This is a genomic window from Arthrobacter sp. 'calajunan', from assembly GCF_046940185.1.
GTDB lineage: Bacteria > Actinomycetota > Actinomycetes > Actinomycetales > Micrococcaceae > Glutamicibacter > Glutamicibacter soli.
In genome coordinates this window covers 114,709-141,568 of sequence record NZ_JBKZDY010000001.1, presented here as the reverse complement: position 1 = coordinate 141,568, position 26,860 = coordinate 114,709, and the positions used below count along the sequence as shown (strand labels likewise).

24 protein-coding genes and 1 pseudogene are annotated in these 26,860 nt (G+C 67.5%); 6 read left to right on the top strand and 19 right to left on the bottom strand.

Going from position 1 to position 26,860, the window contains the following annotated elements:
• Nucleotides 1-200: 200 nt before the first annotated feature.
• The 4 genes and pseudogenes from RF641_RS00670 to clpS all read right to left on the bottom strand — a co-directional run.
• A pseudogene (locus RF641_RS00670) lies at nucleotides 201-995 on the bottom strand (MBL fold metallo-hydrolase); the annotation flags it as partial.
• Nucleotides 992-1,915, bottom strand: coding sequence for a glutamate racemase (gene murI / locus RF641_RS00665; protein ID WP_053797803.1), 924 nt, complete (start codon nucleotides 1,913-1,915; stop codon nucleotides 992-994). The gene murI and the pseudogene RF641_RS00670, both read right to left, overlap by 4 nt.
• 5 nt (nucleotides 1,916-1,920) lie before the next feature.
• Nucleotides 1,921-2,499 carry a DUF2017 domain-containing protein gene (locus RF641_RS00660; protein ID WP_424572165.1) on the bottom strand — a complete coding sequence of 193 codons (579 nt, stop codon included), beginning with the start codon at nucleotides 2,497-2,499 and terminating at the stop codon, nucleotides 1,921-1,923.
• Nucleotides 2,500-2,501: 2 nt separating this feature from the next.
• Complete coding sequence (gene clpS / locus RF641_RS00655; RefSeq protein WP_047120652.1) at nucleotides 2,502-2,786, bottom strand: ATP-dependent Clp protease adapter ClpS; 285 nt, start codon at nucleotides 2,784-2,786, stop codon at nucleotides 2,502-2,504.
• Nucleotides 2,787-2,929: 143 nt separating this feature from the next.
• Here clpS and RF641_RS00650 point away from each other — a divergent pair, with 143 nt between their 5' ends.
• Together RF641_RS00650 and RF641_RS00645 are read left to right on the top strand one after the other, a co-directional pair.
• Entirely contained in the window at nucleotides 2,930-4,228 is a 1,299-nt protein-coding gene (locus tag RF641_RS00650) for a nicotinate phosphoribosyltransferase (protein ID WP_424572164.1), read from the top strand.
• An 89-nt stretch (nucleotides 4,229-4,317) separates the two neighbouring features.
• Nucleotides 4,318-4,911: an isochorismatase family protein gene (locus RF641_RS00645; protein ID WP_424572163.1), complete on the top strand. Its 594-nt coding sequence runs from the start codon at nucleotides 4,318-4,320 to the stop codon at nucleotides 4,909-4,911.
• A gap of 76 nt (nucleotides 4,912-4,987) precedes the next feature.
• Here the strand turns inward: RF641_RS00645 and RF641_RS00640 are convergent, their stop codons facing one another.
• The 5 genes from RF641_RS00640 to RF641_RS00620 are packed head-to-tail and all read right to left on the bottom strand — an operon-like array spanning nucleotide 4,988 to nucleotide 10,401.
• Nucleotides 4,988-5,710, bottom strand: coding sequence for a DUF998 domain-containing protein (locus RF641_RS00640; protein WP_424572162.1), 723 nt, complete (start codon nucleotides 5,708-5,710; stop codon nucleotides 4,988-4,990).
• The gene (locus RF641_RS00635; protein ID WP_424572161.1) at nucleotides 5,707-6,582 is read right to left on the bottom strand and encodes a hypothetical protein; all 876 of its coding nucleotides are present in this window, start codon (nucleotides 6,580-6,582) and stop codon (nucleotides 5,707-5,709) included. The genes RF641_RS00640 and RF641_RS00635 overlap by 4 nt, the downstream gene beginning before the upstream one ends.
• The gene (locus tag RF641_RS00630) at nucleotides 6,582-8,273 is read right to left on the bottom strand and encodes a bifunctional lysylphosphatidylglycerol flippase/synthetase MprF (RefSeq protein WP_424572160.1); all 1,692 of its coding nucleotides are present in this window, start codon (nucleotides 8,271-8,273) and stop codon (nucleotides 6,582-6,584) included. The genes RF641_RS00635 and RF641_RS00630 overlap by 1 nt, the downstream gene beginning before the upstream one ends.
• Before the next feature lie 51 nt (nucleotides 8,274-8,324).
• Complete coding sequence (locus RF641_RS00625) at nucleotides 8,325-10,091, bottom strand: DEAD/DEAH box helicase (protein ID WP_424572159.1); 1,767 nt, start codon at nucleotides 10,089-10,091, stop codon at nucleotides 8,325-8,327.
• A gap of 58 nt (nucleotides 10,092-10,149) precedes the next feature.
• Nucleotides 10,150-10,401 carry a DUF3039 domain-containing protein gene (locus RF641_RS00620; protein WP_047118761.1) on the bottom strand — a complete coding sequence of 84 codons (252 nt, stop codon included), beginning with the start codon at nucleotides 10,399-10,401 and terminating at the stop codon, nucleotides 10,150-10,152.
• A 311-nt stretch (nucleotides 10,402-10,712) separates the two neighbouring features.
• On the opposite strand from RF641_RS00620, the gene RF641_RS00615 reads away from it, so the two are divergent.
• The gene (locus tag RF641_RS00615; RefSeq protein ID WP_424572158.1) at nucleotides 10,713-12,650 is read left to right on the top strand and encodes an HNH endonuclease signature motif containing protein; all 1,938 of its coding nucleotides are present in this window, start codon (nucleotides 10,713-10,715) and stop codon (nucleotides 12,648-12,650) included.
• A gap of 78 nt (nucleotides 12,651-12,728) precedes the next feature.
• On the opposite strand, the gene RF641_RS00610 is transcribed toward RF641_RS00615, so the two are convergent.
• The 4 genes from RF641_RS00610 to RF641_RS00595 all read right to left on the bottom strand — a co-directional run bounded on the left by RF641_RS00610 (nucleotide 12,729) and on the right by RF641_RS00595 (nucleotide 17,803).
• A complete protein-coding gene (locus RF641_RS00610; protein ID WP_424572157.1) occupies nucleotides 12,729-14,294 on the bottom strand; it encodes a transporter in 1,566 nt (521 codons plus the stop codon).
• Complete coding sequence (locus RF641_RS00605) at nucleotides 14,270-15,034, bottom strand: ABC transporter ATP-binding protein (protein WP_047118758.1); 765 nt, start codon at nucleotides 15,032-15,034, stop codon at nucleotides 14,270-14,272. The genes RF641_RS00610 and RF641_RS00605 overlap by 25 nt, the downstream gene beginning before the upstream one ends.
• A gap of 139 nt (nucleotides 15,035-15,173) precedes the next feature.
• Nucleotides 15,174-16,085 (bottom strand): co-chaperone YbbN, encoded by a 912-nt coding sequence (locus RF641_RS00600; protein ID WP_047118757.1) that lies wholly within the window; start codon nucleotides 16,083-16,085, stop codon nucleotides 15,174-15,176.
• 2 nt (nucleotides 16,086-16,087) lie between these two features.
• On the bottom strand, nucleotides 16,088-17,803 hold the full coding sequence (locus RF641_RS00595; protein WP_424572156.1) for a hypothetical protein: 1,716 nt from the start codon (nucleotides 17,801-17,803) through the stop codon (nucleotides 16,088-16,090).
• Between the two features lie 161 nt (nucleotides 17,804-17,964).
• Here RF641_RS00595 and RF641_RS00590 point away from each other — a divergent pair, with 161 nt between their 5' ends.
• A complete protein-coding gene (locus RF641_RS00590; protein ID WP_082124043.1) occupies nucleotides 17,965-19,368 on the top strand; it encodes an AI-2E family transporter in 1,404 nt (467 codons plus the stop codon).
• A gap of 27 nt (nucleotides 19,369-19,395) precedes the next feature.
• Here the strand turns inward: RF641_RS00590 and RF641_RS00585 are convergent, their stop codons facing one another.
• The gene (locus RF641_RS00585) at nucleotides 19,396-19,776 is read right to left on the bottom strand and encodes a hypothetical protein (protein ID WP_047118755.1); all 381 of its coding nucleotides are present in this window, start codon (nucleotides 19,774-19,776) and stop codon (nucleotides 19,396-19,398) included.
• A gap of 60 nt (nucleotides 19,777-19,836) precedes the next feature.
• Here RF641_RS00585 and nucS point away from each other — a divergent pair, with 60 nt between their 5' ends.
• Together nucS and RF641_RS00575 are read left to right on the top strand one after the other, a co-directional pair.
• Nucleotides 19,837-20,532, top strand: coding sequence for an endonuclease NucS (nucS, locus tag RF641_RS00580; protein ID WP_053797791.1), 696 nt, complete (start codon nucleotides 19,837-19,839; stop codon nucleotides 20,530-20,532).
• Nucleotides 20,533-20,541: 9 nt separating this feature from the next.
• Entirely contained in the window at nucleotides 20,542-21,750 is a 1,209-nt protein-coding gene (locus RF641_RS00575) for an N-acetylglucosamine-6-phosphate deacetylase (protein ID WP_424572155.1), read from the top strand.
• 199 nt (nucleotides 21,751-21,949) lie between these two features.
• On the opposite strand, the gene RF641_RS00570 is transcribed toward RF641_RS00575, so the two are convergent.
• From RF641_RS00570 to atpA, 5 genes are all read right to left on the bottom strand, one after another.
• Complete coding sequence (locus RF641_RS00570) at nucleotides 21,950-22,378, bottom strand: DUF2550 domain-containing protein (protein ID WP_052772306.1); 429 nt, start codon at nucleotides 22,376-22,378, stop codon at nucleotides 21,950-21,952.
• An 8-nt stretch (nucleotides 22,379-22,386) separates the two neighbouring features.
• Nucleotides 22,387-22,656, bottom strand: a complete 270-nt coding sequence (locus RF641_RS00565) for a F0F1 ATP synthase subunit epsilon (RefSeq protein ID WP_047118752.1) — start codon at nucleotides 22,654-22,656, stop codon at nucleotides 22,387-22,389.
• A 2-nt stretch (nucleotides 22,657-22,658) separates the two neighbouring features.
• A complete protein-coding gene (gene atpD / locus RF641_RS00560; RefSeq protein WP_047118751.1) occupies nucleotides 22,659-24,107 on the bottom strand; it encodes a F0F1 ATP synthase subunit beta in 1,449 nt (482 codons plus the stop codon).
• A 33-nt stretch (nucleotides 24,108-24,140) separates the two neighbouring features.
• Nucleotides 24,141-25,034, bottom strand: coding sequence for a F0F1 ATP synthase subunit gamma (locus tag RF641_RS00555; protein ID WP_047118750.1), 894 nt, complete (start codon nucleotides 25,032-25,034; stop codon nucleotides 24,141-24,143).
• A gap of 78 nt (nucleotides 25,035-25,112) precedes the next feature.
• Nucleotides 25,113-26,750, bottom strand: coding sequence for a F0F1 ATP synthase subunit alpha (gene atpA / locus RF641_RS00550; RefSeq protein ID WP_047118749.1), 1,638 nt, complete (start codon nucleotides 26,748-26,750; stop codon nucleotides 25,113-25,115).
• Nucleotides 26,751-26,860 lie beyond the last annotated feature (110 nt).

The following is a 26,860-nucleotide window of genomic DNA, read 5'->3' as shown; positions in this document are numbered from 1 at the left end:
CAGGCCCGAAACCGGTGATACCGGTTCCGGGCCTGATGCGCGTTGCCGCGCTGCTACTTCTTGCGCTTGAGCAGCGGGAACTTGCGGGTCTTCTCGTACTTGACCACCGGCAGCGTACCGGTTTCCGAGACGATGTAGTCGGTGCCGCGGTCGCCCTTGAACAGCTCCGGATCCTTGCCGTCCTTCAGGCTGCCCGAGTACACGCCGTAGGTGACACCGGAAACCGCCACGGCGATGCCGCGGTCGTAGGTTTCCCGAGCCTCTTCGACCACCTTGTTGATGTCGGTCCACACCGGGATGTGGGTCAGCAGCATGCGTTCGGCCTGCGCGGCGGTCGCCATTTCGCCGGCGCGCTTGCCGGTCAGGTGCACGCCGTCGATCGCGTCGTCGCGGCCTTCCTCGAAGGCTGCCTCGCACAGGAACATGTCCGCCTTGTGGGCTGCATCGACCAGGCCCTGGCAGGTGTCGGTGTCGCCCGAGTAGGTAAGCACGCTGGTCATGATCTCGCCCTCGGGGGTCGGTTCGCGGGCCTCCACGCGCAGGGCGTAGGCCTCCTCGATCGGGTGGCGTACCGGGTACGGGGTGATCGTGAACGGTCCAAGGTGCACCGGCGTCAGCGGCTCCCAGACCTGGAAGTTGTAGTCCTGGTGCATGGTGTCGCCCTCGGGCAGCCCGTAGGCGGTCTCGATGCGGTTGGCCGTGTCGGCCGGGCCGTGCACCAGCATCTTCTCGCGGCCCCAGCCGGTGGGATCCCAGCGGATCGCCACGTGCAGGCCGCACAAGTCCATGCAGTGATCCGGATGAAGGTGCGAGATCATGATCCCGTCGATGTCCTTCAGATCGGTGTAGCGCTGCAGGACGCCGAGCGCGCCGGAGCCCAGATCCAGCAGGATCTTCCAGTCGCGCGTGCCATCAAAGGCCGACACCAGGTAGCAGGACGCGGGAGAGCCCGGCCCCGGGAACGACCCGGTGCATCCAATGATGGTCAACTTCATTCGGTTCTCGCTTTCGACGCGGCGATCATCTGCGGGGTAATCCGCGCGATGGCTCCTGTCGGATAGTGGGCGGCCACATGGTCCACATGGCGCACCTGCAATACCTCGGGGCCGAGGAAGCGGCGTGCCAGTATCCCAAAGCTATCAGCGTTGCCCGTCGCAAGGAATTCGTGACGCGCCGTCGCCCCGTCCTCGCGGACCAGGGAATGCTTGGTCAGCGCCCTGAACGCGTCCTTGGCGGTCTCCTCCGCGGAGGACACCAGGGTCACCGAATCCCCCATCACGTAGGAGATCACGCCGGTGAGCAGCGGGTAGTGGGTGCAGCCCAGGATCAGCGTGTCCACGCCCTTGGCCTGCAGCGGGGCCAGGTACTCCTCGGCGATGCCCAGCAGCTCCGGTCCGGCGGTGATGCCGGATTCGACGAACTCCACGAACCGCGGGCACGCCACGGAGGTCACTTCCAGGTTCGGGGCGGCGGCGAAGGCGTCCTCGTAGGCGCGCGAGCCCACGGTGGCCTGGGTGCCGATGATGCCGATCTTGCCGTTCTTGGTGCCTGCCACCGCGCGGCGCACGGCCGGCTGGATAACCTCGACCACGGGGATGCCGTAGCGGGCGGTGTAGCGTTCACGGGCGTCGCGCAGCACCGCGGCGGAAGCCGAGTTGCAGGCGATGACCAGCAGCTTCACCCCGGCGTCCACCAGTTCGTCCATCACGCCCAGCGCGTTCGCGCGCACCTGGGCGATGGGCAGCGGGCCGTAGGGAGAGTTCTTGGTGTCCCCGACGTAGATCAGCGACTCCCCCGGCAGCTGGTCGATGATGGCGCGCGCGACGGTCAGCCCGCCCACGCCAGAGTCGAAGATGCCGATGGGGGTGTCGGCGTCCGGTGCGGAAACCTGTCCGGTGGCGAAAAATGAGTTCACGTGTCCTAGTACTCCGCATTCATCAGCGCGTGCATCAAGGTGTCCTGCACCCAGGAAACCAGGTTGTAGACCAGGCCCAGGTATTCCTCCGGGGTGGTCACGTCCTTGGCGTCGTTGATCTGCGAGATGCGCTCGGAGTCCGCCTCGCTGCGGATTTCCAGCCGCTCGGAGAGCACCAGGCGCACGTCGTTCAGCGCCTGGGCGAAACGCCGGGCCCCGGCCGGGTCGAGCACGATCTTGTCGGTTTCCAGCAGGAATTGCGCCTCGCGCTGCCGGCCGATCTTCTCACCGATCAGATCCGATTCGGTCAGCCGGCGGTGCTCCTCGGCAACCTGCGGGTCATCGCTCGCGTCGGGCAGCAGCCGGGCCAGCGCCGGGTCGCTGATCGGCGGCAGCTTCAAGTCCGCCGGGCGCATGCCGGTCAGCGCGTACAGCGGATCGATGTCCTCGGGCAGGCGGTGCATCTCGGCGCGCTCTTCGAGCATGTGGATGATGTCGGAAAAGAGGTCGCGCAGCAGCTTGCGCTCGGCCGAATGCAGCGAGCCGGTGATGCCCCGCGAGCCGTACTTGAAGGCTTTCGCCACGCCTAGGCCTCCTGGGTCATGGTGGCCTGCAGTCCGAAACCGTGCATGGCGTGCACGTCGGACTCGATCGCCTCGCGCGCGCCGCTGCGCACGGTGCAGAAGCCGTCGTGATGCACCTGGAGCATCAGCTTGTCGGCTTTTTCCGGGCTGAAACCGAAGTACGAGCGGAACACGTAGGACACGTAGCTCATCAGGTTGACGGGGTCGTTCCACACGATCAGGCGCCAGGCCTTCTCGGTGGATTCCCGGATTTCAGGGGAGGAAAGTACATCGGGCATTGCGGTCATGCCAACCATTTTACGCCCGCTTCCTGAGCGCGGCGCCGTCCGCCCCGAATCACGGCAATGCGGTCAGCCGTTATACAGTAAAAGCTGGTTCGCCTCCCAGGAGGCGGCAGAGTCCAGAGCACACACACGATTCAGGAGCGTTCATGCGCACCAGCCTCTTCACCGACCACTACGAGCTGACCATGCTGCAGGCCGCCTTGGCCTCCGGCGCGGCGCACCGCCCGAGCGTGTTTGAAGCCTTCTCCCGCCGGCTGCCCGAGGGACGCCGCTACGGCGTGGTCGGCGGAACCGGCCGCCTGCTCGAAGGACTGGCCGACTTCCACTTCGGCGATGACGAGTTGAAGTTCCTCTCGGACAACAAGGTCGTGAATGCCGAGACCCTGAAGTACCTGGAGAACTTCACCTTCACCGGCACCATCACCGGCTACGCGGAGGGCGAGCTGTACTTCCCGAACTCGCCGCTGCTCATGGTCGAGTCCACCTTCGCCGAGGCCTGCGTGATCGAGACCTACCTGCTCTCGGTGATGAACCACGACTCGGCCATCGCCTCCGCCGCCTCGCGCATGATCGCCTCCGCCGCGAACCGCCCGTGCATCGAGATGGGCTCGCGCCGCACCCACGAGGAATCCGCGGTCGCCGCGGCCCGCGCCGCGATCATCGCCGGCTTCGACTCCACCTCCAATCTGGAGGCCGGGGCCCGCTACGGCTTGAAGACCGTGGGCACCTCCGCGCACTCCTTCACTCTGCTGCACGACACCGAACGCGCGGCCTTCGAGGCGCAGGTCGCCTCGCTGGGCCGCGACACCATCCTGCTGGTGGACACCTACGACGTGGAAACCGGCGTGCGCACCGCGGTGGAGGTGGCCGGCCCCGAGCTGGGCGGCGTGCGCCTGGACTCCGGAGACCTGGTCCAGCAGGCCGGCTGGGTGCGTGCCCTGCTGGACGATCTGGGCAACTGGAACACCAAGATCACCGTCACCTCGGACCTGGACGAATACGCCATCGCCGCGCTGGCCAGCGCCCCGGTGGACTCCTACGGCGTGGGCACCGCCCTGGTCACCGGTTCCGGCCACCCGACCGCCTCCATGGTCTACAAGCTGGTCTCGCGGCAGGACGACGCCGGCGACTGGATCCCGGTGGCCAAGGCCGCCGCGAACAAGGCCAGCGTGGGCGGACGCAAGTACGCGGTGCGCGAGCTGAACGAGCGCGGCCGCGCCGTCGCCGAGGTCGTCTCCACCTCCGAGTACACCACCGGCGGACCCGAGCGCGACCTGATGGTCCCGCTGGTGGTCAACGGCGAGATCGATGCTTCGTTCATCGGCGCGCAGGGCGTGGCCAAGGCCGCCGCGCGGCACCGCGCCTCGATCCAGGAAATGCCCGGCGAGGCCCGCAAGCTGCAGCGCGGCGAACCGGTCATCCCCACCGTCATGGTGCGCAGCTAACCCGCACCCGACGCCCACCACGCGCACAGCGGCGGGCGTTAAGATCCATCCACCCGAGCGTTATACCGCCACGCCCCAAGGAGGCTGCCATGAACCGCGCCCTGCTGATCATCGACGTGCAACCGGACTTCTGCGAAGGAGGTGCGCTGGCCGTGGCCGGGGGCAACCTGGTCGCCGCGGGCATCGCCGGCGACGTGCGCTCGCGCCGCGCAAGCTACGCCGCGATCGCCACCACCCAGGACTGGCACATCGATCCCGGGGCGCACTTCTCGCAGGAGCCGGACTTCATCGACTCCTGGCCGGTGCACTGCGTGGCAGGGAGCGACGGGGCGGCCCTGCACCCGCAGATCGCCGGGCTCCAGGTCGACGCGCATTTCGCCAAGGGCCGCTTCTCCGCCGCCTACTCGGGCTTCGAGGCGCGCCGGCTCGACCCGGCCGCCGACCCCGCCGAGGAGTCCGGTGCGCTGCTGGGCGACTGGCTCACCGAACGCGGCATCACCGCCGTGGACGTGGTGGGCCTGGCCGCCGACCACTGCGTGCGCGCCACCGCCCTGGACGCGGCCGCGGCGGGCTTCGCCACCACCGTGCTCGCCCCGCTGACCGCCGCGGTTTCCCCGGAGAACATGCCGGCGGTGAACGACCAGCTGCGCGCCGCCGGGGTCACGGTGCTGACCCTGGGCTAGCTTTACCCTCCACGCTCCTGCGGCAGTCCGCCGCCGGTTTTCCGGCGGCCTGTTGCGTTGCGCTGACTGGTACCGCCTAGCGCGGTGCGACGGCGTGGGCCGGGCCGCTGCTGGCCGGATTGCTGCGGGCAAGGTCCCGGCGGGCGAAGTCCACGCACAGCGCGCTGAATCCCAGGGTGTAGAGGCGCTGCACGGTGCCCGGGTGCAGCTTCGCGGAAGCCAGGCTCGCCGCGCTGCCCGCCAGCAGGCCCAGCACCGCGGGAGCCGCCAGCCGGCGGCGCGCCGAGGCCCCTGGCTGCCGGCCGAACTCCCGCCAGTAGCTCGCCACCAGCCCCATCGAAGCGGCCGAGGCCAGCGCCGTGGTTACATAGTGGCGCCCGTGGCTGGCGCTGGTTCCGGAGCCTTCCGGGCGCTCGGCGCGCCGCGGGGATCCTGGATCGTCGAAGGACACCGGGTAGTCCAGCGGGCTGAGCGCATCGCCGATGGTCGCGGCCCCGAAGGCGGCCAGCGACGCGCTCAGCAGCCCGCGCGGATCCGAGTCCCCCGGCCGCGAGGCGCAGGCCGCCACCAGGTAGCACCCGGCCGAGGCCATATCTGTCCATTGGAAGAGCCCCCGATGCCAGCGGTCCCGGGCGGCGAGCTCGGAGAGCATGGCGGTGCGCGGATCCAGCGGCCAGCCAAGCACCGCCTCCCCCAGGATGCCCAGCGAGTAGGCCGCGGCGCCCGCGCCCAGCGCCACCGCCCGGATCCTCGCACGCCGCAGTTCCGCGCCCCCGCCAGGGTCTTGGATTTCGTTCATTCTCCTGCGCTCCCTTCGCCGTGCTCCGCTGCGTCGTGCTCCCTCTCGGAGCCGCCCGCCTTCAGCGCCGGCTCGGCCGGCAGTCCTGCGCCCGGGCTGCCCAGGGTCAGCCACAGGCAGGATCCAAGGCTCAACGCGATGGCGCCGTACTTGGCCAGCTCCCAGCCCTCGCGGGCCGCATCGCCCAGCAGCAGCATGCCTGCAATGCCAGGCACCACCACCTCGACCACGGTGAACACCGCGCTCGCCGGTCCCACGTGGCCGAATTCCAGCGCCCGGGTGTAGCCGGCCATCGCCACCACCCCGAAGCCGAGCACCAGCCAGAGCATCGGCTCGCGCAGCAGCTGGATCACCCCGCCGTCCAGCACCAGCCCGCGGGCGCCCAGCGCAGCGCCGGAGGCGGTCAGCCCGGCGAGCACCGCGGTCGGCATCGGCGCCCGCTTCCGGTAGAGCACTGCCAGAGCCGCAGCGAGCACCGGCAGCGCTCCGGCCAGCGTCCAGACCAGCGGCTGGGCGGCGGGCTGCGCTGGCTGGGTTCCGGTGGACAGGGCGAGCACCGCCAGCCCTGCGATCAGCAGGCCCATGGCGAGAAGCTGCGCGCGGCTCAGCTCACTGGCGAACACCCAGCGCGCCAGCAGCATGGTGACCACCAGCGATCCAGCCAGCAACGCCTGCACCGTGAACAGGGTCAGGTGCTGCAGGGCCAGCAGCGAGCACAGCCAGGCCAACAGGTCCAGGCCGATCCCGGCGAGGTAGAGCGGGTGGGCGTAGACTTTCGCCCCGCCGACCCGGCGCGCCGCCACGGCTTCCAGCACCGAGGCGGTGCCGTAGCCGATGCTGGCGGCCAGCGCCGCGGTGAGCCCCGGCAGCATCAGGCACGCTCCGGACGCAGCCTGGGCAGCGCCGGCAGCTCGGCCAGCCCCTCGGCCTGGGCCATGCGCAGGCCCTGGGAGAGCCACAAATCCACGGTGCCCACCGCGGCGTAGCGTGGCTGCCAGCGCGGATCGTACTTCGTATTGAAGCGGTACAGCGACTCCACCTGGGCGTGCTTGGAAGCCTGCTTGGCGACCAGGCGTTCGAACCAGCCGCCGGCTGCCTGTTGCCCGCCGGCCACCGCCTCGCGCAGCACCGCGAAGTTCAGCCCCAGCTCGCCGCCACCCTCGCCCGCCAGCTTGCCGAGCATCTCGATGATCAACAAGTCCATCAGGCCGCCGGGCAGCTGCCCGGAGGTGCTGCGCCGCATCACATCCAGCGACCAGCCGCGCAGCGCGGGGGCCGGCACCCACTGGATGAACGCCTGCGGGGTGCCGGCCCCGTCGTAGGCGATGGACAGCAGCAGGCCGGTGTCCGCCGGGTCGAACAGGCGCGAGAGCGTCATGGAGAAGCCGCGCTCAGCCTCCCCGCGCCGGCTCTCGCCGGCCAGGTCGGCCAGCCGGGCGCGCACCGCCGGATCCAGCCGCAGCGGGTCCACGTGCTCGACGCGGTAGCCCGCGCGCAGCAGCCGGGCGTGGGATTGGCGCAGCGACTTGGATTTCTTGCCCGCCAAGCTGAAGCTTGCGCTGTCCACGATCGCCTCGTCGCCCAGGTACACCGTGCGCAGGCCCGAGCGCTCGTAGGTCTCCAGCCAGTTTTCCGCGGCTCCCAGCACGCTGACCGACCAGCCGCGCTGCTCGGCGAACACCATGAATTCGGCCCAGGTTTCCCCGCGCTCGGCGGCCGGCCCGATGGGATCCGGGGAGACCAGGCAGACCGAGCCGCGCACCGCGTAGGCGATCACGCTCTGCCCCAGGAAGAACCAGCGCTTGTCGTCGCGCAGCGCGAAATAGTCAAGGGTGCCGCCGCCGTGGCGGGCGACGATCTCCCGTGCCCGTTCGCGGTCGGCCAGGTGCGCGGCGGCATCGGCGGGGGCGGTGTGCGAGCCGGTGTACTGGTACCAGCACAGCAGCCCGGCCAGGCCCAGCAGCACCGCGGCGACCAGCGCGAAGCTCAGCGCCAGGTGGTGTTCATGCAGTTCGGCGTCCAGCACCGCGGCGAACTGCCGGGCGCCGGAGCCCAGGTCCTGGTCGGTGGCCAGGGCCAGGCGCAGCACCAGCGCGCCGACCAGCAGGCTCGCCAGCGCCAGCGCCGCCCCGGCCACCAGCAGCGCGCGCTTCAAGGCCAGCCGCCCGGGCCAGACCGGGAAGGCGCGGTATTGCAGCCCCAGCCAGAGCGCGGCCGCCGCGCAGAGCGCCGCCAGCGGCCAGTCAGCGCGCTTGCCCGCGTGCAGCACCGCGATCAGCGCCAGCAGCAGCACCGATCCGGCCCAGGCCACCCGGTTGCCCGAGCGCAGGTAGCGCGCGAGGACGAACAGGCCGAAGGAGCCGAACACCACGTAGATCGCGGAGACCTGGATGAGGAATTCGGGCAGCACCGCCAGCGGCCCGTGCAGCCACGAGTGCAGCGGGCGCAGCAGCGCGGAGAGCAGGCTGAGCAGCCCGAGTCCGATGCCCAGGTACGCGGACGCCGCCCGGGAGCGGTCGCGCCGCTGCACCCGGAGAGCGATGGAGGGATTCCTGCTGGTCATAGCAGGAAGTATGCCACTTAAGCCGGGCGGCGTGCGCCCGGTTCCGGCGGCTTATTTGCGGCCGACGAACCAGTCGGAGAGCTTGTCCAGCCGGGCCTGCAGCTGCTCGGCCGTGGCCTGCGGCACGGCCGGTCCGCCGCACACGCTGCGCAGCTTGGTGTGGATCTGCGCGTGCGGGGTTCCGGTGCGCGCGGACCAGGCCGACACGTTCTTGGACAGCTTGGTGCGCAGGTCCATCATCCGGCGGTGGTCGGAGACCGGGGCGGGCTTGGAGGCGCCGCGGCTGATCTGCTTGTTCTGCTGCGCGCGCAACAGCTCGGAGACCTGCTCGGTGTCCAGCAGCCCGGGGATGCCCAAGAAGCCCAGCTCCTCGTCGCTGCCGATGTCGGCGCCGGTGCCGAACTCGCCGCCGTCGAACAAGACGCGGTCGAAGGAGGCTTGCGAGTTCAGCGCCTCGAACTTGTTGCGCGTCAGCTCGTCACTGGCCTTGTCCTCCTTGTTGGCTTCTTCCAGCAGCGCATCGTCCAGGCCGTCCTCGACCTTGTCGCCCTCGCGGTCCAGCGCGTGGTCGCGCTCGACCTCCATCTCGTTGGCCAGCGCCATGAGCACCGGCACGGAGGGCAGGAACACGCTGGCGACCTCGCCGCGCTTGCGGCTTCGCACGAAGCGGCCCACGGCCTGCGCGAAGAACAGCGGGGTGGAGGTGGAGGTGGCGTACACGCCCACGCACAGCCGGGGCACGTCGACGCCTTCGGACACCATGCGCACAGCGACCATCCAGCGCGAATCGGACGCGGAGAATTCGTCGATCTTTTCCGAGGCCTTCGGGTCGTCGGAGAGGATCGTGGTGACCTTCTCCCCGCAGATCGCCTCCAGCTGGGCCGCGTAGCCACGCGCATCCTCGTGGTCGGTGGCGATCACCAGGCCGCCGGCGTCCTTCACGGTGCGGCGCACCTCGGACAGGCGGCGGTCGGCCGCCTGCAGCACCGAGGGGATCCAGTCGCCGTGCGGGTCAAGCGCGGTGCGCCAGGCGTGCGCGGTGACGTCCTTGGTGAAGCCCTCGCCGAGGTTAGCCTCCATCTCCTCCCCGCCGGCGGTGCGCCAGCGCATGTTGCCCGAATAGGCCATGAACAGCACCGGGCGCACGACGTGGTCCGCCAGCGCGCTGCCGTAGCCGTAGGTGTAGTCGGCCTTGGAGCGGCGGATGCCGTCGCCCTCGTCGACGTACTGCACAAAGGGAATCGGGGCCGCGTCGGAACGGAACGGGGTGCCGGTCAGCGCCAGGCGCCGGGCGGCGGGCTCGAAGGCCTCGCGGATGCCATCGCCCCAGCTGAGTGCGTCGCCTGCGTGGTGGACCTCGTCCATGATCACCAGGGTGCGCGCGTTCTCGGTTTTCGCGCGGTGCACCGCGGGCTTGAGCGCCACCTGGGCGTAGGTCACGACGACGCCCATGTAGTGCGAGCCGTGGCGCCCGTCGGAATTCTTGTAGTTCGGATCCAGCGCGATGCCCACGCGCGCCGCCGCGTCCGCCCACTGCTTCTTCAGGTGGTCGGTAGGCGCGACGACGATCATTCGGTTGATCTTGCCGGAGTCGATCAGCACCTTGGCCAAGCGCAGCGCGAACGTGGTTTTGCCCGCTCCGGGGGTCGCCACGGCCATGTAGTCCTTGGGCTCCGCCTCGAAGTACTTGGCCAGCGCCTCGGCCTGCCAGGCGCGGAGCTTCGGCCCGGTGCCCCAGGCCGCTCGCTCCGGATACGCTACCGGTAGCTTGTCTTCCAGAGGAAGCTTGTCACCAAAGTCAAAAAGTGCCTGCGTCATTTACCCTTTTCCCGGCCGCGTGCAGAAGTTGTAGGAAGTGCGTGCTTGAAACGCCGCACTACCCCATCAAGGATTCGTAGATTTCCTTGCACTCCGGGCATACCGGGAACTTCTTCGGGTCGCGGCCAGGGGTCCAGACCTTGCCGCACAGGGCGATCACCGGCTCGCCGGACAGCGCCGACTCCATGATCTTGTCCTTCTGCACATAGTGCGCAAAACGCTCGTGATCGCCGGCCTCGACGCTCTGGGTCGTCTCGGTGCGTTCGATCGTGGCCGTGCCACCGCGGGTTTCTTCAGACTGTTCCACCATGCCATCCAGTCTAGTACGTACGACGCTTTCATGGGGCGCACAGGCATGGGAGCTTGTCCACATCGCCCGCTCCTCCCCCGCCTCCCGGCGCTTCCGCCGCGCACGGTATCTACAGGTCACAGAGTGTTCTATCGATGTTCGACCGCTCCGTCGGCCCGCCGCATCCGCGCCGGACAGCGTCCAGTGCCGTGTCCCACACGCCATGGTGCCGCGTGGCATGTCCGGAACCCGCAAAAAAATTTTCCGGCACTTCTCCACAATCCGCACCCCACCCCCAACCCCCGCACGATCAGTCGGCGTTCACTGGAGCCATGAACACCACCGCACTGGCCCAAGGCCTCACCAGCCTGCACCACGTACTGGCCCAGGTACGTCCCGCGCCCGGTGCCGCCCTGCCCGAACTATCGGTAACCCAGCTGCGGGACCTGGCCACCAGCCTGCTGGACACCTTCGCCGCCCTGCGCGAAACCCTCTCCGATACCACCGATCCCCGCCTGGCCCTGGAACTAACGACCACCGCCCAGCAGCTCGGCTTCGAAGCGACCCGCATGGATTTGGTCGCCGCCGAACGCACTGCCGCCACCGCCGCCCACACCCTGGCCCACACCGAACTGGAGCACTTGCGCGAGCACCCCGCCGATACCGCCAGCACCCCGGTGCGCGCCTCCGGACGCGCCTGCTACCGCAACCCCGAAGAACTGCTGGCCTCCTGGACCCGCACCCCCTACTGGCACACCCACCGCCTCATCCTGGATTCCATGGACTTGGTGGGGCGCAAGGACTTCACCGGGGCCCGGGTTGCCCCGCGGTTCGAGCACCTGGCCGCCCTGCTCTTCGAGTCCGGGGTGGATCCGACGGTGGTGCGGCAGGCCAGCCGGAAACTGGCCAAGGTCGAACCCGAAGACCGCACCTTCGAAGGCACCGCCACCAGCCCGACCCTGTTGCATGCCGATGGGCGCACCGTGGAGGAACACGCCGCCCAAGTCCTGGCCGAGGAGTTCATCCCGTTCGCGGCGGTGAAGAAGATCGCCTGCCTGATCCTGGAGGCCATCAACCGGTCCGGGCCAATCCCGCCGGCCTCGCTGCGCCGTGGCGTGTTCCCGTTGCCGATCCGCAGCCTGCACTTCCGCGAGTTTTTGGTGCGGACTTCCACGGCGGAGGGGGCGTGGGTGGATGCGTTGATCGCGGCGGCGAACAAGGCCAGCACGCAGGCCGGGCAGGCCGCGCGGAGGAACCCTGCCTCGGCGAACCCGAACCGGGGGCCGGGCTCAGGCGGGCCGGTGGCGGGGGCGTCGTTTTTCAAGGACCCTGCCGATTATCCGAACCAACCCAGTGGGCAGGTGCCGGAGCCGCAGGCGGATGCCGCCACCGAGAGCGAAACCACCGGGGCCGGAGCTACCGGGGCCGGTCCCGAGGGGGAAGGCGGCTGGTCCATCCAGGACCTGCTGCCCGAAGGATCCGAGCAGCTGCGCTGGGACGATGACGAGTTGTTCATCCCCGAAGCGACCCCGCCCGAACGCGCGTTGAACGCGCTGCTGGAGATCCTGCTGGACGCCACCGGCGAGGACCCGCCCGGGGCCGCCTTCGGGGACGGCGGCCCGGGCCAGGGATCCCTCTTCGATTCCGACCCCGCGAACGCCGACGACGGCAGCGCCGGCAAGGCCGGCTGGGCCGAGGACGGGGAGGAGTGCTCCGCCGGGGACCCCGACAGATCCCCGCCACAGCGCAAGCGCAAGCGGTTGCGGCCGGTGGTCATCGCCCACCTGCAGCTGAACGACCTGAAGGATCTGGCGTCCTCGACGGCGCAGACCGCGCACGGGGTGGACCTGCCGCCGGCCGCGTTGCGGCAGCTGCTGTGCCAGGCGGATCTGATCCCGGCGGTGTTCAACACGGACGGGGTGCTGCTGGACTTCGGACGGACCAAACGCTTCGTGCCCGAGGTGCTGCAGCGTGCGGTGCTGGCCAGGGACCGGTACTGCCTGGTGCCCGGGTGCACCGCGACGGTGGAGCAGCTGGAGTTCCACCACACCGACCCGTACGCCTTGGGCGGGGAAACGAACTTGGACAAGATCGCTCCGGGGTGCAAGAACCACCACATCGAGTTCGACCATGAGGTGATCAAGATCGTGTGGGTGAAGGGCCTGCCGTGGGTGCTGCTGCCCAAGGACAGGGATCCGGCGCAGCGGTTGCGCAGGAATTACAGTCCACCGGGCGTCCCGACCAGCATCCCGCTACCGGACTCCGGCTGATTCCTCTCCCAGCGGTACCCACGAAAAAGTGGGGTTGCCATTCGACTATTCGAATGGCAGCCCCACCATGTGCACCAGCTATCGGTTGATCATGACCGCTTGCATGAGTTCAGGCTGGCGGCGGTCGAACCACTTGCCACCCAAATGCACGCCACCGATCAGCATCCCGACACCGAGCAGGAGTCCAATACCCAGCGCGATGAACCCTGCAACCTGCGACTGCGTCGTCCAGGAAATCACAGCCGGGATGACCACTGGAATCAGCAGCACTGCCATGAAACCCATGGTGCCCATCTGGGTCAGCGCTACACGCAGGCCGTTGCCCGGAGGTGTCTTCATCGGGTTCTCGCCCGGCAGCGGCACGGCGTAGGTGTAGCGTGCCGAGACAACGGATGAGACGCCCAGCGATACCAGGAACGCGGCCAGCGACAAGCCCAGATCACTTGGCAGACGCCACAGCTGGTCGGACAGGATGGCAGGAAGCGTTGCCGCCAGCAGCAGCGGGATGATGCCGATGGCGAAGCAGGCCATGACGCGTCCAGCCCGGTCGGCCTTGCCCGATACCCCCGTCAGCACATGCAGGGCGAAAGCGGTGTTGTCATAGGAGACATCTGCGGAGATCGCGAAACCCATCAGGATGCCGATCAGCGGGCCGAGCGCGAACATCATCGTGTACTCCCCCGACTGGCGTCCGGCGAACCAGAAGATCAGCGGCAGCATCGGCACCATCAGGATGCTCAGCGCGTACCGCGGATCCTTGAACCAGTAGGTCAGCGAGCGTGCCGCCACGGCTCCGGTGGGAGTTGCCGGCAGCAGCTTGAAGAATCCCAGCCCGCGGGCAGTGGCCGCACGCTGTTGCGCAGGGGGCGCGACGGTCGCGGCCCCGGTAGCCCGGACCAGCAGCAGGTACAGGCCCACCAGGTAGACGACTCCCAGCACGGCGCACAGCGCCAGCTGCGCCATGTTCCCGGCGGCCAGTGCCCCAGGCAGGGCGGCGAAGGCGCCGAGCGGCGTGTAGGCGAGCACCGCGGAGATCGGGTTGATCCAGTCGGCGATGCTCTCCGCCGCGGCGAACACCGACGACAGCAACGGCCCGAGGGAGACCAGCAGCAGGAAGAGCAGGGCGAAGGTCAACTCGCGGAAACGCCGCTTGGAGCGCAGCGCAGTGGCCATGATGGTCAGGTACTGGCAGACCAGCACCGCCATGATCGCGGTGGCAACCGTGCTGACCATGGCCAGGGCGAGCACCGCCGGATCCAGCCGCCACATCATGGAGGCGCCCAGCAGGCCCAGGAAGGTCAGCACGGCGGGCACCGAGATGAACCCGGCGAGCACCAGCGCGGGGGCCAGCACCTTGGTATCGATGCCGAAATGCACAAAGCGGGCCGGCTCCAGCGTCAGGTCGACACCGGTGAGCAGCGGAGGAATGACCGCCCAGCCCAGCACCACGGCCGAGCCGATGATGATGGTCAGCTGGCCCGGGAACGGGTTCTGCTCCGCGGTAGCCCAGCTCGCCCCGGAGAGCAGCACGACCATGCCCAATGCATAAAGGCCGCCGATGATCACCGCGACCAGCTGGCCGGTGGACCGCTTGAAGCCGTTGCCCAGCAGACGGAGTTTCAGTTGGAGGATGTGCGCAACCATGACAGCCCCTCGTTCGTAGCTCGTCCGCCGACCAGGTCGACGAAGCGTTCTTCCAGGGACTTGCCGGCGCGGACGTCGTCGACGGTTCCCTGGGCCTTGAGCACGCCGTCGGCGATCACCGCGACGTGCGTGCACATGCGCTGGACCAGGTCCATCACGTGCGAGGAGACGATGACGGTGCCGCCCAGCTGGACGTAGCCGTTCAGGATGTCGCGGATGTTCGCCGCGGAGACCGGGTCGACCGCTTCGAAGGGCTCGTCGAGCACCAGCAGGTTCGGCGAGTGGATCATCGCGGTGGCCAGCGAGATCTTCTTGGTCATGCCCGCGGAATAGTCGACGACGAGCTTGTCGCCGTCCTGCGTCAGGTCCATGACGCGCAGCAGGTCTTCGGTGCGGACCGCGACTTCCTCGCGGTCCATGCCACGCAGCAGGCCCGAATAGGTCACCAGCTGGCGGCCGGTCAGCCGGTCGAACTGGCGCACCCCGTCGGCCAGCACCCCGAGGGTGGCCTTGGCCGCGTGCGGGTCCGCCCAGATGTCGATCCCGTTGACCAGCGCGGAGCCCGCATCCGGGCGCAGCAGCCCGGTGGCCATGGAAAGCATCGTGGTCTTGCCGGCGCCGTTGGGCCCGACCAACCCATAGAAGGAGCCGGCGGGAACCTGCAGGCTGACGTTGTTCACTGCGACCTTGGCCCCGAATTGCTTGGCCAGGGAGCGAATATCTAGTGCGATCGGATTCATGCCTCGAGCCTAGCAACGGCCCAAGTCATCCATCATCATCCTTTTGAATTAATCCGCGATCGACAAAGGGCGCCGATGCCTCACGAGAATACTTCTCGAGGTGCACCGGCGCCCTGGGCGTTGGCGTGGAACCGCGTTGCTAGAAGAGCACGCGGGCCAGCTTCTGGCGCGAGGCGGCGACCCGCGGATCGTTCGTGCCGATCACCGCGTAGAGCTCGACCAGGCGGCGGCGGACGCGTTCGCGGTCCTCGTCGGCCAGTCGGGCCACCAGCGACACCAGGCGGGAGAAGGCATCCTCCACATGGCCGCCGACGATGTCCAGGTCAGCCACGTTCAGCTGGGCGTTCAGGTCGTCGGGGTTCGAGGCCGCTTCGGCGCGGGCCTGGTTCAAATCAAGGTTCTGCGTGCGCGAAAGCAGGCGCACCTGATAGAGGCCCACCTGGGCTTCGTGGTCGTTCGGCTTCTCGTTCAGGGCCTGCATGTAGGCGGCCTCGGCGGCGGCGTAGTCGCCCTCCTCGATGGCGTCCACCGCCTTCTGGTGCAGCGGCGGCAGCGCAGGCTCCGCAGGGGCTCCGGCGAACGGAGGCACGGTGCCGCCCAGCCCCTGCTGCGCGGCCAGCTGCTCCAGCTGCCCGAAGACCTGCTCGATCTGCTCCTCGCCGGCCGGGCCCTGGAACAGCGGCACCGGCTGGCCGTTGACCAGCGCGACCACCAGCGGGATCTGCTGGGCCTGGAAGGCCTGGGCGATCTGCGGGCGCGCCTCGGCGTCGACCAGGCCGAGCACGAACTTGCCGCCGCGGGCGTCGACGAGCTTGCGCAGCGAGGCGTCCAGCTCGGTCGAGGCAGGCACGCGCGGGGAACCGAGCGACACGATGGCCGGAACCCGCTGGGACAGGCCCACGAACTGCTGGAATGCCGCTTCGTCCAGCTCCATGGTCCAGGTCGCGCCGGCTTCCGGCGCAGTCGCGTCGGTGGCCTGCAGGCGGTGCGAGGACAGCGCGCTGAGGTCCACGGCGCCGCGGGACGATGGGATCGTTGGCTCTTCGCTCACGGTTACTTCACTTCCTTCACGTTCAGCAGCACTACCTCGGCCGCAATCAGCTGAATCTTATCCTCCGAGCCCTCGGCCGGCAGGTAGAACATGACCGGTTCGGCGTAGTTGATTTCCACGTCGCCGGTGGAGCTGGCCTTGCCCAGCAGCTTCTTGGTCAGCTCGTCGGTGCCCTCCAGCGGATCGGAGTCCTCGGTGCGCTCGAACACCGCGCGCTGGTTCAGCTTACCGGTCACGATCGCGCCGCCGTCGGAGGTGGAGACTACGCGGGTGTCGCCCTCGGTCACGGTGCGCGCGTACTTGACCTTCGCTTCGTTCGCATTCTGCGACTCGGTCTTCTGGCCCGCGTGGATGGCCTTGATGAACTCGGACTCGGCGAACTTGTCCTTGTTCTTCGACTTCTCGTTGGTCAGCACGTCGGCCAGCGACTTCAGCGCGTCCTTCGGGGTCTGCTGCAGGCCCTTGGCGTTCGCGTCCAGCTGCTTGATCGACGGGTCGCCGACGGCGATGCCCGGGAAGCTGGCGCCGGGCAGCATCTGCTCGGCGAAGATCACCTGGTAGTTGTCGCGGGCGGTGGCCTGCACCAGGGTCAGCGCCTGCGGCAGGGTCTCGGCGTCCGAATCCTTGGCGGTCACCACGGTGATCACGCGCGGGAAGCTGGCGTCCGAGGTGTTGGGCACGGCGGCCGAGCGGATCACCGAGGTATTCAGGGTCAGCGGCTTGGCGACCTTGATGTCGTCGTTCAGGATGTCGTAGCGGCTGGAGCGGATGTACTTGAACGCGCCCGCTGCACGGGATTCGAGCAGCTTCTTATCGCGCTTCTCATCGGCGTTGCCGATCTGTTTCTGCACATCGCCCAGGATGCGGGTCAGCTGCTCCTCGGTGACCACCGGGAAGGCGGTCGGCTCTGCCTCGGCCGGGGCGGATGCCTCGGCGGACTCGCTGGCCTGCTCGGTGGCGCTCGGCGAAGCGCTTTCGGTGGCGTTCTGGGCCGGCGACTGCGAGGCGTCCTCGGACGGGGCCATCGGCAGGGCCACGCCGGAGACGGCCAGCGCGACGACGGCCGCGGCGGCCACGGAGTTCTGGGTGGTGCTCTTGGCCTTGGCCGGTGCGGCGGGGCCTTGCTTTGCGGTGCGCATCACCAGCAGCGCCAGCCCGAAGACCAGCAGCAGCGCGCCGGCGATGATCAGCGGCAGCGCGAACGGCATGGCTTCGTCGTTGGCGTAGGTGACGGAGATGTCCACCGGGGCGGCGTCCTTGCCGCCGGCGGCCAGCAGCAGCGACCAGTCGCCGGTGTCCGGGGCGGTCCAGCGGTAGGTCATGGTGCCCTGCGCGGTCTGCGAGTCGAAGAAGATGTCGGCGTTCTTCGGATCCGGCGCGGTGGCGTCGCCCTCGACGAAGTTGGCCTGCATCTGGTGGTTTTCGGTGTCGATGCCGGTGACGGCTGCGTGGGCGGTCTTGCCTACCCAGGCCTCGACGTCGTAGCTGCGTCCCAGCGAGGCGGTGAATTCGCCCTCGCCGCTGATGACCAGTTCGACCGGGGCGAGCTTTTCGGAGTTCACGCTGGATTCAATCAGCGTCAGCGGGGCCTTGCCGTCGAACTGCGGCATGGTAGCGGTCACCGTTTCGGGCGGAGCCCAAAAGGTCTTCTGCCCGATGCCGACAATCAGGGCCGCGGCCCCGAGCAGCATCGCGATCACGGAGATTACTTTTCGCACGATTTCACCTATTCACCTACGTCTCACAGCTGTACTATCCCCAGTCTAACGAGTCCGGTGCCCGCATGGTTCCTGCCACTGCCTGTGAACTGCCTCAATCGCCCAAGTCCGCGGTGTCTTTGGGCACACCGAAAAGCCGTTTGCGCGGTATGCTCGGTGCCATGCAGTCAGATCAGCCGCACGAGCCACACGAGCCAGCTCCGCACACCGGCCAGATCCCCTCCGCCGCGGGGGAATCGGACGGCCGGCAGAACCCGTCGCCGGCCGATCCGCTGCACCAGCTTCCCCGTCGCCAGCACCGCGACCCTGACGCTGAATCCGCCGCTGAGCATCCGGCGCCTGATACCGCATCAACTCCGCGGGTTCCCGGGACGCAGCCTGCGGCCCCGCGCGGCGAGTCCCCCGCCCCAGCCGAGAAGGCTTCGCTGCGCCGCCGGCTCGCCCGGCGTCTGACGGCCATGCTGAACACCCCGCGCCACGATGCGCTGGGCGAGGTGCCTTATGACGACCAGGGCGCACCGGATCCGATCCCGGCGCTGCACCCGATCGCCATGGGCTTCCTGGGCACCACCGGCGTGGGCCTGGCCCTGGGCGGATACTACGTGCTGACCAATGTCGGATCGCTGCTTACCTGGATCGCGATCGCGTTGTTCATCGCGCTGGGACTGGACCCGGTGGTGCGCTGGATGGTCTCGAAGGGGCTCAGCCGTCCGCTGGCGGTGACCGCCACGATGTTCGGCATCCTGGCGCTCTTCGGCGGATTCATGGCGCTCATCATCCCGACGCTGGTCACGCAGATCACCTCGTTCATCACCGATGCGCCGACCATCATCAACAACTTCCTGAGCAGCGACTGGCTGGTGCAGATCGACCGCCAGTACGCGTTGACGCAGCGGCTAGACGACGAGGTCAACCGATTCTTCGGCGACTCCGGCGCGATCACCAACGTCTTCGGCGGCGTGCTGGGCGTCTCGCAGACCGTGGCGCAGTCGATGTTCGGCATCCTGATCGTGCTGGTGCTGGCGATCTACTTCCTCGCCTCGCTGCCCGCCATCATGGCCTTCGGGCTGCGCCTGGCCCCGCGTTCCAAGCGCGAACGCGCCGGCGAGCTGGCGGTGCGCATCACCAGTTCGGTCGGCAACTACGTGATGGGGCAGGCCACCGTCGCGTTCCTCAATTCGCTGGTGGCGCTGCTGCTGATGACGATCCTGGGCGTGCCGTTCGCGGCGCTGCTCACCTTGCTGGTCGCGGTGCTGGCGTTCATCCCGCTGGTCGGCGGGGTCATCGCCGGCATCCTGGTCACGCTGGTGACGCTCTCGCTGGGCTGGCAGACGGCGCTGATCTACGCGCTGTGCTATTTCGGCTACCTGCAGCTCGAAGCGTACTTCGTCTCGCCGCGCATCATGCGCCGCGCGGTGGCGGTGCCCGGCGCCGTCGCGGTGATCTCCGTGATCGCCGGCGGCACCTTGGCCGGGGTGACCGGAGCCCTGATGGCCATCCCGGTCGCCGCCAGCGCGATGATCCTGCTGCGCGAGGTGTTCATCGCCCGGCAGGACCGACTCTAGGAATTCCCTGCGGCTGTCCTGCGGCAGCTAGTACTTGTAGGAGCGGGTTTCCCAGCAGCGCGGATGCCAGTGGCGCCGGGCGGTGGCCGCTGCGTCGTCCCCCGACCAGTGATCCGCGCGCCAGGCTACCAGGTGCGCCACTCCCACGGTGATCTGCCGGTGGCAGCCCGGGCAGGTGTAGGTCTTCTGGGCGTTCAGCGGGGAAATCTTGCGCACATGCCACTGGCCGTCGGGCGCGTCCTGCAGCATGACCACCCCGTAGCGGGCCCGTTGCATCCAGTCGTCCTCGCGGCGCGCCGACCCGAAATCCGCCTCGGAGTCGGCCTCGTAGCGCGATCCTCCGCCGGAGGCACCCCGGGAATTGCCTCGGGGTTTGGACTGGCGGCGGGGGCGGTTCGAACGTGGCATGTCATTAATCATGCCGTATCCCGGGCGCGTGCACCGCACGCACCTAGTAGAGTGTGTCAGGTGCGTTTAGTGGTTGCGAAGTGTTCAGTAGATTACGAAGGCCGCCTGCGGGCCCACCTCCCATTGGCTACCCGCCTGATCATGGTGAAGGCCGACGGCTCGGTGCTCATCCACTCCGACGGGGGCAGCTACAAGCCCCTGAACTGGATGAACCCGCCGCTGACCCTGCGGGAAGGCTCGCCCGACGAGGAGGCCGCCGCACTGGGCTCGGTGACCACCTGGACCGTGGCCAGCGCGAAGACCGACGACCGGCTGACCATCCAGTTCCACTCGATCGAGCACGACTCGGCCCACGAGCTGGGCAACGACCCGGGCCTGATCAAGGACGGCGTGGAGGCCGACCTGCAGCGCCTGCTGGCCGAGCAGATCGAGCTGCTGGGCGCCGGGCACAAGCTCATCCGCCGCGAATACATGACCGCGATCGGCCCGGTGGACATCCTGGCCCGCGACGGCGAAGGCGCCACCGTAGCCGTGGAGCTCAAGCGCCGCGGCGACATCGACGGCGTGGAGCAGCTGACCCGCTACCTGGAGCTGCTCAACCGCGATCCCCTGCTCAAGCCGGTCTCCGGGGTGTTCGCCGCCCAGCAGATCAAGCCGCAGGCCCGCACCCTGGCCGAGGACCGCGGCATCCGCTGCCTCACCCTCGATTACGATGCAATGCGCGGCGTCGATGACTCGGAGGGCCGTCTCTTCTAAGCTAGGAGCATGACTGCTTCGCGCTTAGTACTGTTCGCCACCCTGGTCTCCGACGGAATGAAGGTCACCGATGGCGCACTGGCCATCGAAGATGACCGCATCGCCTTCGCCGGCAACCGCGACGACTTCCTCGCCAAGGAGGACGCCGGCCAATTCGCCGTGCATCCGGTGCCCGAGGGCGCCGTCCTGATCCCCGGACTGATCGACTTGCACTGCCACGGCGCGGTGGGCGCCGATTTCGCGGCCCCGGAGCACCAGGCGGTCACCGAGGCCCTGGGCTACCTGCACAAGGCCGGCACCACCACCTTGCTGGCTTCCCTGGTCACCGCCGATCGCGGCGCCATGGTGGAGGCGGCGGAAATCCTCGCCGAATTCGCCGAAGAAGGGCTGATCGCCGGCATCCACGCCGAAGGGCCGTTCCTCTCCGAGGCGCGCTGCGGCGCCCAGGACCCGCGCTTCCTGTCCAATCCGCAGCCCGAGTTCGTCGACGAGCTGTTCGCCGCTTCACGCGGCCAGCTGCGCACCATGACCTACGCCCCGGAGCTGGAGGGCAGCGAGGAGCTGATCAGCCAGCTGGTTTCCTACGGCGTGGTCCCGTCGCTGGGCCACACCAACGCCACCGCCACGCAGACCTCCGATTCGCTGCTGTTCGCCCGCGAGCAGCTGCGCAGCGCCGGCGTGGACGGCTTCACCGAGAAACCGACGGTGACCCACCTGTTCAACGGCATGCCGCCGCTGCACCACCGCGAGCCCGGTCCGGTGGCCGCCTGTCTGGAGACCGCCCAGCGCGGGGACGCCTACGTGGAGCTGATCGGCGACGGGGTGCACCTGTCCCCCGATACCGTGCGCCTGATGTTCAACCTCGTGCGCGCCCGCAGCATCCTGCTGGTCAGCGACTCCATGGCCGCCACCGGGCTGGCCGACGGCAGCTACTCGCTGGGCCCGCAGGAGGTCAACGTCGCCGACGGGCAGGCGCGCTTGGCCACCGACGGCTCGCTGGCGGGCGGCACCGCCACGCTGCTGCAGATCGTGCGCGAGACAGTGGCCGCCGGCATCCCGCTGGTGCAGGCCGTCTACGCGGCCACCGTGAACCCCGCCTCGCTGATCGGGCTGGCCGACGAAGTCGGCTCCCTGCATTACGGCTTCGCCGCCGACGTGCTGGTGCTCGATGCCGAGCTGCAGCTGGTGGAAACCTTCCGCAAGGGCCAGCTGCTCTAGCCGCAGCGCCGTCCGCATGATGCATCGGGCCCGCCGCCTCGGAACCAGCTTCCGAAGCGGCGGGCCTTGGCATAGGCTCCCCCGTTGCCCCGACTCTGCGCACCCGGCGCATCCGGTGCGAGGTCGCAAAAAATCCCGCCTCCGGGCGGCCGTTCCACGAATGGATCGGCCGCCCGGAGGCGGGATCAGAAGTTTTTGTCTAGATCTGCCAGGAGCCGGCAATCGGCCCTGCTTCGAGCCAGGACGAGAACCCGGTATAGTCCCGGTAGTCCATCGCCAGCAGCAGGGGTTCGCCGTTGCGGGTCAGCTCAACGATCACGAAGCCCGGCGGAATCCGCAAGGCCTCCTGCTCGTCGGCGCGACGCCACCCCGTGACATCCAGCCCGCGGCGCTCGACCACGAAGCTGGGGATCGGCGAGACAGAGAAAAACCGCAACAGATCCACATGTCCGCCGCCGTAGCGGCCGATCACCATCATCCACTTGCCCTTGGGCGTGAGGATGGAGGCGTCGAAGGTGCCCAGCGTGCGCCGCAACTGAATGCGGCGCACGGCCATGGCGCCAAAAAACATGACGATGCCGGCTAGAACCAGCAGCGCTATGAGAACTGGTGCGGTAATCTCAATCAATTCATCGCCTACGCTGCGTTTTCCAGAACAGCGTTGTCAGCAACGATCACGACGCGATCCGAGTCGACCGAGAAGAACCCTCCATCGATCTGGACCGTGAAGCGGGATGCGGAAACCGGATCGATTTCCAGATCCCCAGCGGCAAGCACCGACAGCATCGGGACGTGACCGGGCAGAACTCCGATCTCGCCGTCTACCGAACGAGCCTTGACCAGCTTCGCCGGGCCGGACCACACGAAGTGGTCGGCCGCAACGATTTCGACCTGAAGTTCGGCCATCGTTACTTGCTGGCCTTCTGGATCTCAGCCCACTGGCGCTCGACGTCGTCCAAACCACCGACGTTGAAGAACGCCTGCTCTGCGATGTGGTCCAGGTCGCCATCGCAGATGGCGGTGAAGCCCTCGATGGTGTCCTTGATGGAAACGGTCGAACCCTCCACACCGGTGAACTGCTTCGCGGTGTAGGTGTTCTGCGACAGGAACTGCTGGATACGACGTGCACGGGCCACGACGACCTTGTCCTCTTCGCCCAGTTCGTCGATGCCGAGGATCGCGATGATGTCCTGCAGTTCCTTGTTCTTCTGCAGGATGGCCTTCACGCGGATGGCCGTATCATAGTGAGCCTGACCGATGTACTGCGGATCCAGGATTCGCGAGGTCGAGGTCAGCGGATCGATTGCCGGGTACAGACCGCGCGACGCGATTTCACGCGACAGCTCGGTGGTTGCATCCAGGTGGGCGAAGGTTGCCGCCGGAGCCGGGTCGGTGTAGTCATCAGCCGGGACGTAGACTGCCTGCATCGAGGTGATCGAGCGGCCCTTCGTCGAGGTGATGCGTTCCTGCAGCAGGCCCATTTCATCGGCAAGGTTCGGCTGGTAACCCACGGCGGAAGGCATGCGGCCCAGCAGGGTCGACACCTCGGAACCGGCCTGGGTGAAGCGGAAGATGTTGTCGATGAACAGCAGCACGTCCTGGTTCTGCACATCGCGGAAGTACTCCGCCATGGTCAGAGCGGACAGTGCCACGCGCAGGCGGGTTCCTGGTGGCTCATCCATCTGGCCGAACACCAAGGCGGTGTCCTTCAGAACGTTGGCCTCGTCCATTTCGACCCAGAGGTCGTTGCCTTCACGGGTGCGCTCGCCCACGCCGGCGAATACCGAAGTACCACCGAAGTTACGTGCAACACGGGTGATCATTTCCTGGATCAGCACGGTCTTACCCACGCCTGCGCCACCGAACAGACCGATCTTGCCACCCTTGATGTAGGGGGTCAGAAGGTCGATCGACTTGATGCCGGTTTCCAGCATCTCGGTCGAGCCCTCAAGATCGGAGAACTTCGGTGCCTGGCGGTGGATTGGCCAGCGCTCGGTGACCTGGATCTCCGAGTTGTCAACGTCCAGGGCGTCGCCCAGCACGTTGAAGATGTGGCCCTTGACGCCGTCGCCAACCGGGACGGAGATCGAAGCGCCGGTGTCCTTCACGGCTGCACCGCGGACCAAGCCGTCGGTGGCCTGCAGCGATACTGCTCGAACCAGACCGTCACCGAGGTGCTGGCTGGTTTCGAAGGTGATGGTCTTGGTTACACCGTTGAGGGTCAGCTCAGCGGTGAGTGCGTTGTAGATTGCAGGCAGTGCATCGGCAGGGAACTCGACGTCCACGACCGGGCCAATCACGCGGGCAATACGACCGGTGGCCCCTGCGGTAACCTGCTCGTTGAGTTGGGCAGTCATCTTTCTCACTTCTTGTCTGGTAGGAGGTTTCGGCTAGTCGTTCAGCGCGTCTGCGCCGGCGACGATTTCCGAAAGCTCCTGGGTGATTTCAGCCTGACGGGCGTTGTTACGCAGTCGCGTGTACTTCTTGATCAACTCGCCGGCGTTGTCGCCTGCGGCCTTCATCGCGCGCTGACGTGCAGCGAGCTCGGAGGCTGCGGCCTGCAGCTGGGCGTTGAACAGACGCGAATCGATGTAACGCGGCAGCAGTGCGTCCAGCACTTCCTCCGGCGACGGCTCGAATTCGTACAGTGGCAACAGCTCGTCGGTAGGAGTCTCGGTTTCACCCTCGACAACCTCCAACGGCAACAGACGGATAACCGTCGGTTCCTGCGTGACCATCGACTTGAACTGGGTGTAAACAACGTGGATCTCGTCCACGCCACCCTGCTCGTAATCGTTAGCGAAGTCCTCAAGGAGGATTTCGCGCAGCTCGCGTGCGGTTTCAAATTGCGGGGAATCGGTGTTCCCGGTCCACACTCGGGCGTACTCGCGCGAACGGAAATCGAAGTAAGCCTGGGCCTTGCGGCCGACCAAGTAGGTCTTGACTTCCTTGCCATCTCCACGCAGGAGTTCCACGAGGTGCTCTGCCTGCTTCAGAACGCTGGCGGAGTAGGACCCGGCGAGTCCGCGGTCCGAAGTCATCACCAGCACCGCGGCACGGCGAACATTCGCCGGTTCCGTGGTCAGCGGGTGTTCAACATCGGCCTGGGACGCGACGGCGGTAACTGCACGGGTGATCGCATTGGCGTACGGCAGCGAAGCCGAAACACGGCTACGTGCCTTGCCGATGCGGGATGCAGCGATCAGTTCCATCGCCTTGAAGATCTTGCGCATCGACGAGGTCGAGGCAATCTTCTGGCGGTAGACCCGAATCTGGGCTCCCATGTGTGTCCTTTCCTTATTCCCAACGTTTGGGGTGCGGCGCCGTCGCCGACGCCGTACCCCTAAACGTCAAGGAAATTGTCAGCGCTTCTGCTTGACGATCTGTTCCTGGTCGACGGACTCGGCATCCAGAGCGTCGTGCTCTTCGTGACCTGCGGCGACCAGCTGGTCGTCGCCCTGGCCGAAGAAGCCGGCCTTGAAGTCAGCAATGGCCGCCTTCATGGCGTCGACGGTCTCGTCTTCCAGCTTGCCGGTCTGGGCCAGAACGGTCAGAACCTCGGTGCGGTGACGCAGGTAGTCGATGAACTCCCGTTCGAAGCGCAGCACGTCTTCCACCGGAACATCGTCCAGGTAGCCGTTGGTGCCGGCCCACACGGAGACAACCTGATCCTCGACGGCGTACGGCTGGTACTGGCCCTGCTTCAGCAGTTCCATCAGACGTGCACCACGGGTCAGCTGCTGCTTGGATGCGGCATCCAGGTCCGAAGCGAACATGGCGAAAGCCTGCATGTCGCGGTACTGAGCCAGTTCAAGCTTCAGGGTACCGGAGACCTTCTTCATGGCCTTGACCTGTGCGGCGCCACCCACGCGGGAAACCGAAACACCCACGTCGACAGCTGGGCGCTGGTTGGCGTTGAACAGGTCCGACTGCAGGAAGATCTGGCCGTCGGTGATCGAGATGACGTTGGTCGGGATGAAGGCCGAGACGTCGTTCGCCTTGGTTTCGATGATCGGCAGACCGGTCATCGAACCTGCGCCCAGCTCGTCCGAAACCTTGGCGCAACGCTCAAGCAGACGGGAGTGCAGGTAGAAGACGTCGCCCGGGTAAGCTTCGCGTCCTGGCGGACGGCGCAGCAGCAGCGACACGGCGCGGTAGGCTTCAGCCTGCTTCGACAGGTCATCGAACACGATCAGAACGTGCTTGCCACCGTACATCCAGTGCTGGCCGATGGCCGAGCCTGCGTATGGTGCCAGGTACTTGAAGCCGGCAGGGTCGGATGCCGGGGAGGCCACGATCGTGGTGTACTCCAGGGCGCCCTGCTCTTCGAGGGTCTGGCGCACGGCTGCGATGGTCGAAGCCTTCTGGCCCACTGCAACGTAGATGCAGCGAACCTGCTTGGTCTGGTCGCCGGTGGCCCAGTTGGCGCGCTGGTTCAGAATGGCGTCGACGGCGATAGCGGTCTTGCCGGTCTGGCGGTCGCCAATGATCAGCTGACGCTGGCCACGGCCGATCGGGATCATGGCGTCGATGGCCTTGATGCCGGTCTGCAGCGGTTCGTGAACCGACTTACGCTCGGTCACGCCTGGTGCCTGGAGTTCCAGTGCACGGCGGCCCTCGGACTCGATCGGGCCCAGGTTGTCCAGTGGCTCACCCAGCGGGTCAACCACGCGGCCCATGAAGCCGTCGCCTACTGGAACCGAGAGAATCTCGCCAGTGCGCTCGACCTTCTGGCCCTCTTCGATGCCGGTGAAGTCACCGAGCACCACGACGCCGATTTCACGGGTGTCGAGGTTCTGGGCCAGGCCCAGGGTGCCGTCTTCGAACTTCAGCAGCTCGTTGGCCATGACGGAAGGAAGACCTTCCACCTTGGCGATGCCGTCGCTTGCTGCGACAACGCGTCCCACCTCGGTGCGCTCTGCCTTACCCGGTTCGTAGGAAGATGCGAACTCGTTTAGGGCATTACGGACGTCGTCGGCATTGATGGTCAAATCGGCCATCTGCAGTCCCTGCTCTCCTAAATTGTGATCCACCCAAAATCATTGGTGGATCGATGTGAATGAAGTCTGTGTTGGTCCCGGCGAGCCGGAACTTTTGCCAGGGGCACAGC

What these genes read in the sequence shown, in the direction of transcription:
- RF641_RS00590 (WP_082124043.1), top strand. Translation starts at nt 17,965, where the DNA reads ATGCAGTCAGATCAGCCGCACGAGCCACACGAGCCAGCTCCGCACACC.
- RF641_RS00650 (WP_424572164.1), top strand. Translation starts at nt 2,930, where the DNA reads ATGCGCACCAGCCTCTTCACCGACCACTACGAGCTGACCATGCTGCAG.
- RF641_RS00555 (WP_047118750.1), bottom strand. Translation starts at nt 25,034, where the DNA reads ATGGGAGCCCAGATTCGGGTCTACCGCCAGAAGATTGCCTCGACCTCG.
- RF641_RS00645 (WP_424572163.1), top strand. Translation starts at nt 4,318, where the DNA reads ATGAACCGCGCCCTGCTGATCATCGACGTGCAACCGGACTTCTGCGAA.
- RF641_RS00575 (WP_424572155.1), top strand. Translation starts at nt 20,542, where the DNA reads ATGACTGCTTCGCGCTTAGTACTGTTCGCCACCCTGGTCTCCGACGGA.
- atpD (WP_047118751.1), bottom strand. Translation starts at nt 24,107, where the DNA reads ATGACTGCCCAACTCAACGAGCAGGTTACCGCAGGGGCCACCGGTCGT.
- atpA (WP_047118749.1), bottom strand. Translation starts at nt 26,750, where the DNA reads ATGGCCGATTTGACCATCAATGCCGACGACGTCCGTAATGCCCTAAAC.
- RF641_RS00615 (WP_424572158.1), top strand. Translation starts at nt 10,713, where the DNA reads ATGAACACCACCGCACTGGCCCAAGGCCTCACCAGCCTGCACCACGTA.
- RF641_RS00605 (WP_047118758.1), bottom strand. Translation starts at nt 15,034, where the DNA reads ATGAATCCGATCGCACTAGATATTCGCTCCCTGGCCAAGCAATTCGGG.
- RF641_RS00630 (WP_424572160.1), bottom strand. Translation starts at nt 8,273, where the DNA reads ATGACCAGCAGGAATCCCTCCATCGCTCTCCGGGTGCAGCGGCGCGAC.
- RF641_RS00610 (WP_424572157.1), bottom strand. Translation starts at nt 14,294, where the DNA reads ATGGTTGCGCACATCCTCCAACTGAAACTCCGTCTGCTGGGCAACGGC.
- clpS (WP_047120652.1), bottom strand. Translation starts at nt 2,786, where the DNA reads ATGACCGCAATGCCCGATGTACTTTCCTCCCCTGAAATCCGGGAATCC.
- RF641_RS00640 (WP_424572162.1), bottom strand. Translation starts at nt 5,710, where the DNA reads ATGAACGAAATCCAAGACCCTGGCGGGGGCGCGGAACTGCGGCGTGCG.
- RF641_RS00635 (WP_424572161.1), bottom strand. Translation starts at nt 6,582, where the DNA reads ATGCTGCCGGGGCTCACCGCGGCGCTGGCCGCCAGCATCGGCTACGGC.
- RF641_RS00585 (WP_047118755.1), bottom strand. Translation starts at nt 19,776, where the DNA reads ATGCCACGTTCGAACCGCCCCCGCCGCCAGTCCAAACCCCGAGGCAAT.
- RF641_RS00625 (WP_424572159.1), bottom strand. Translation starts at nt 10,091, where the DNA reads ATGACGCAGGCACTTTTTGACTTTGGTGACAAGCTTCCTCTGGAAGAC.
- RF641_RS00565 (WP_047118752.1), bottom strand. Translation starts at nt 22,656, where the DNA reads ATGGCCGAACTTCAGGTCGAAATCGTTGCGGCCGACCACTTCGTGTGG.
- RF641_RS00620 (WP_047118761.1), bottom strand. Translation starts at nt 10,401, where the DNA reads ATGGTGGAACAGTCTGAAGAAACCCGCGGTGGCACGGCCACGATCGAA.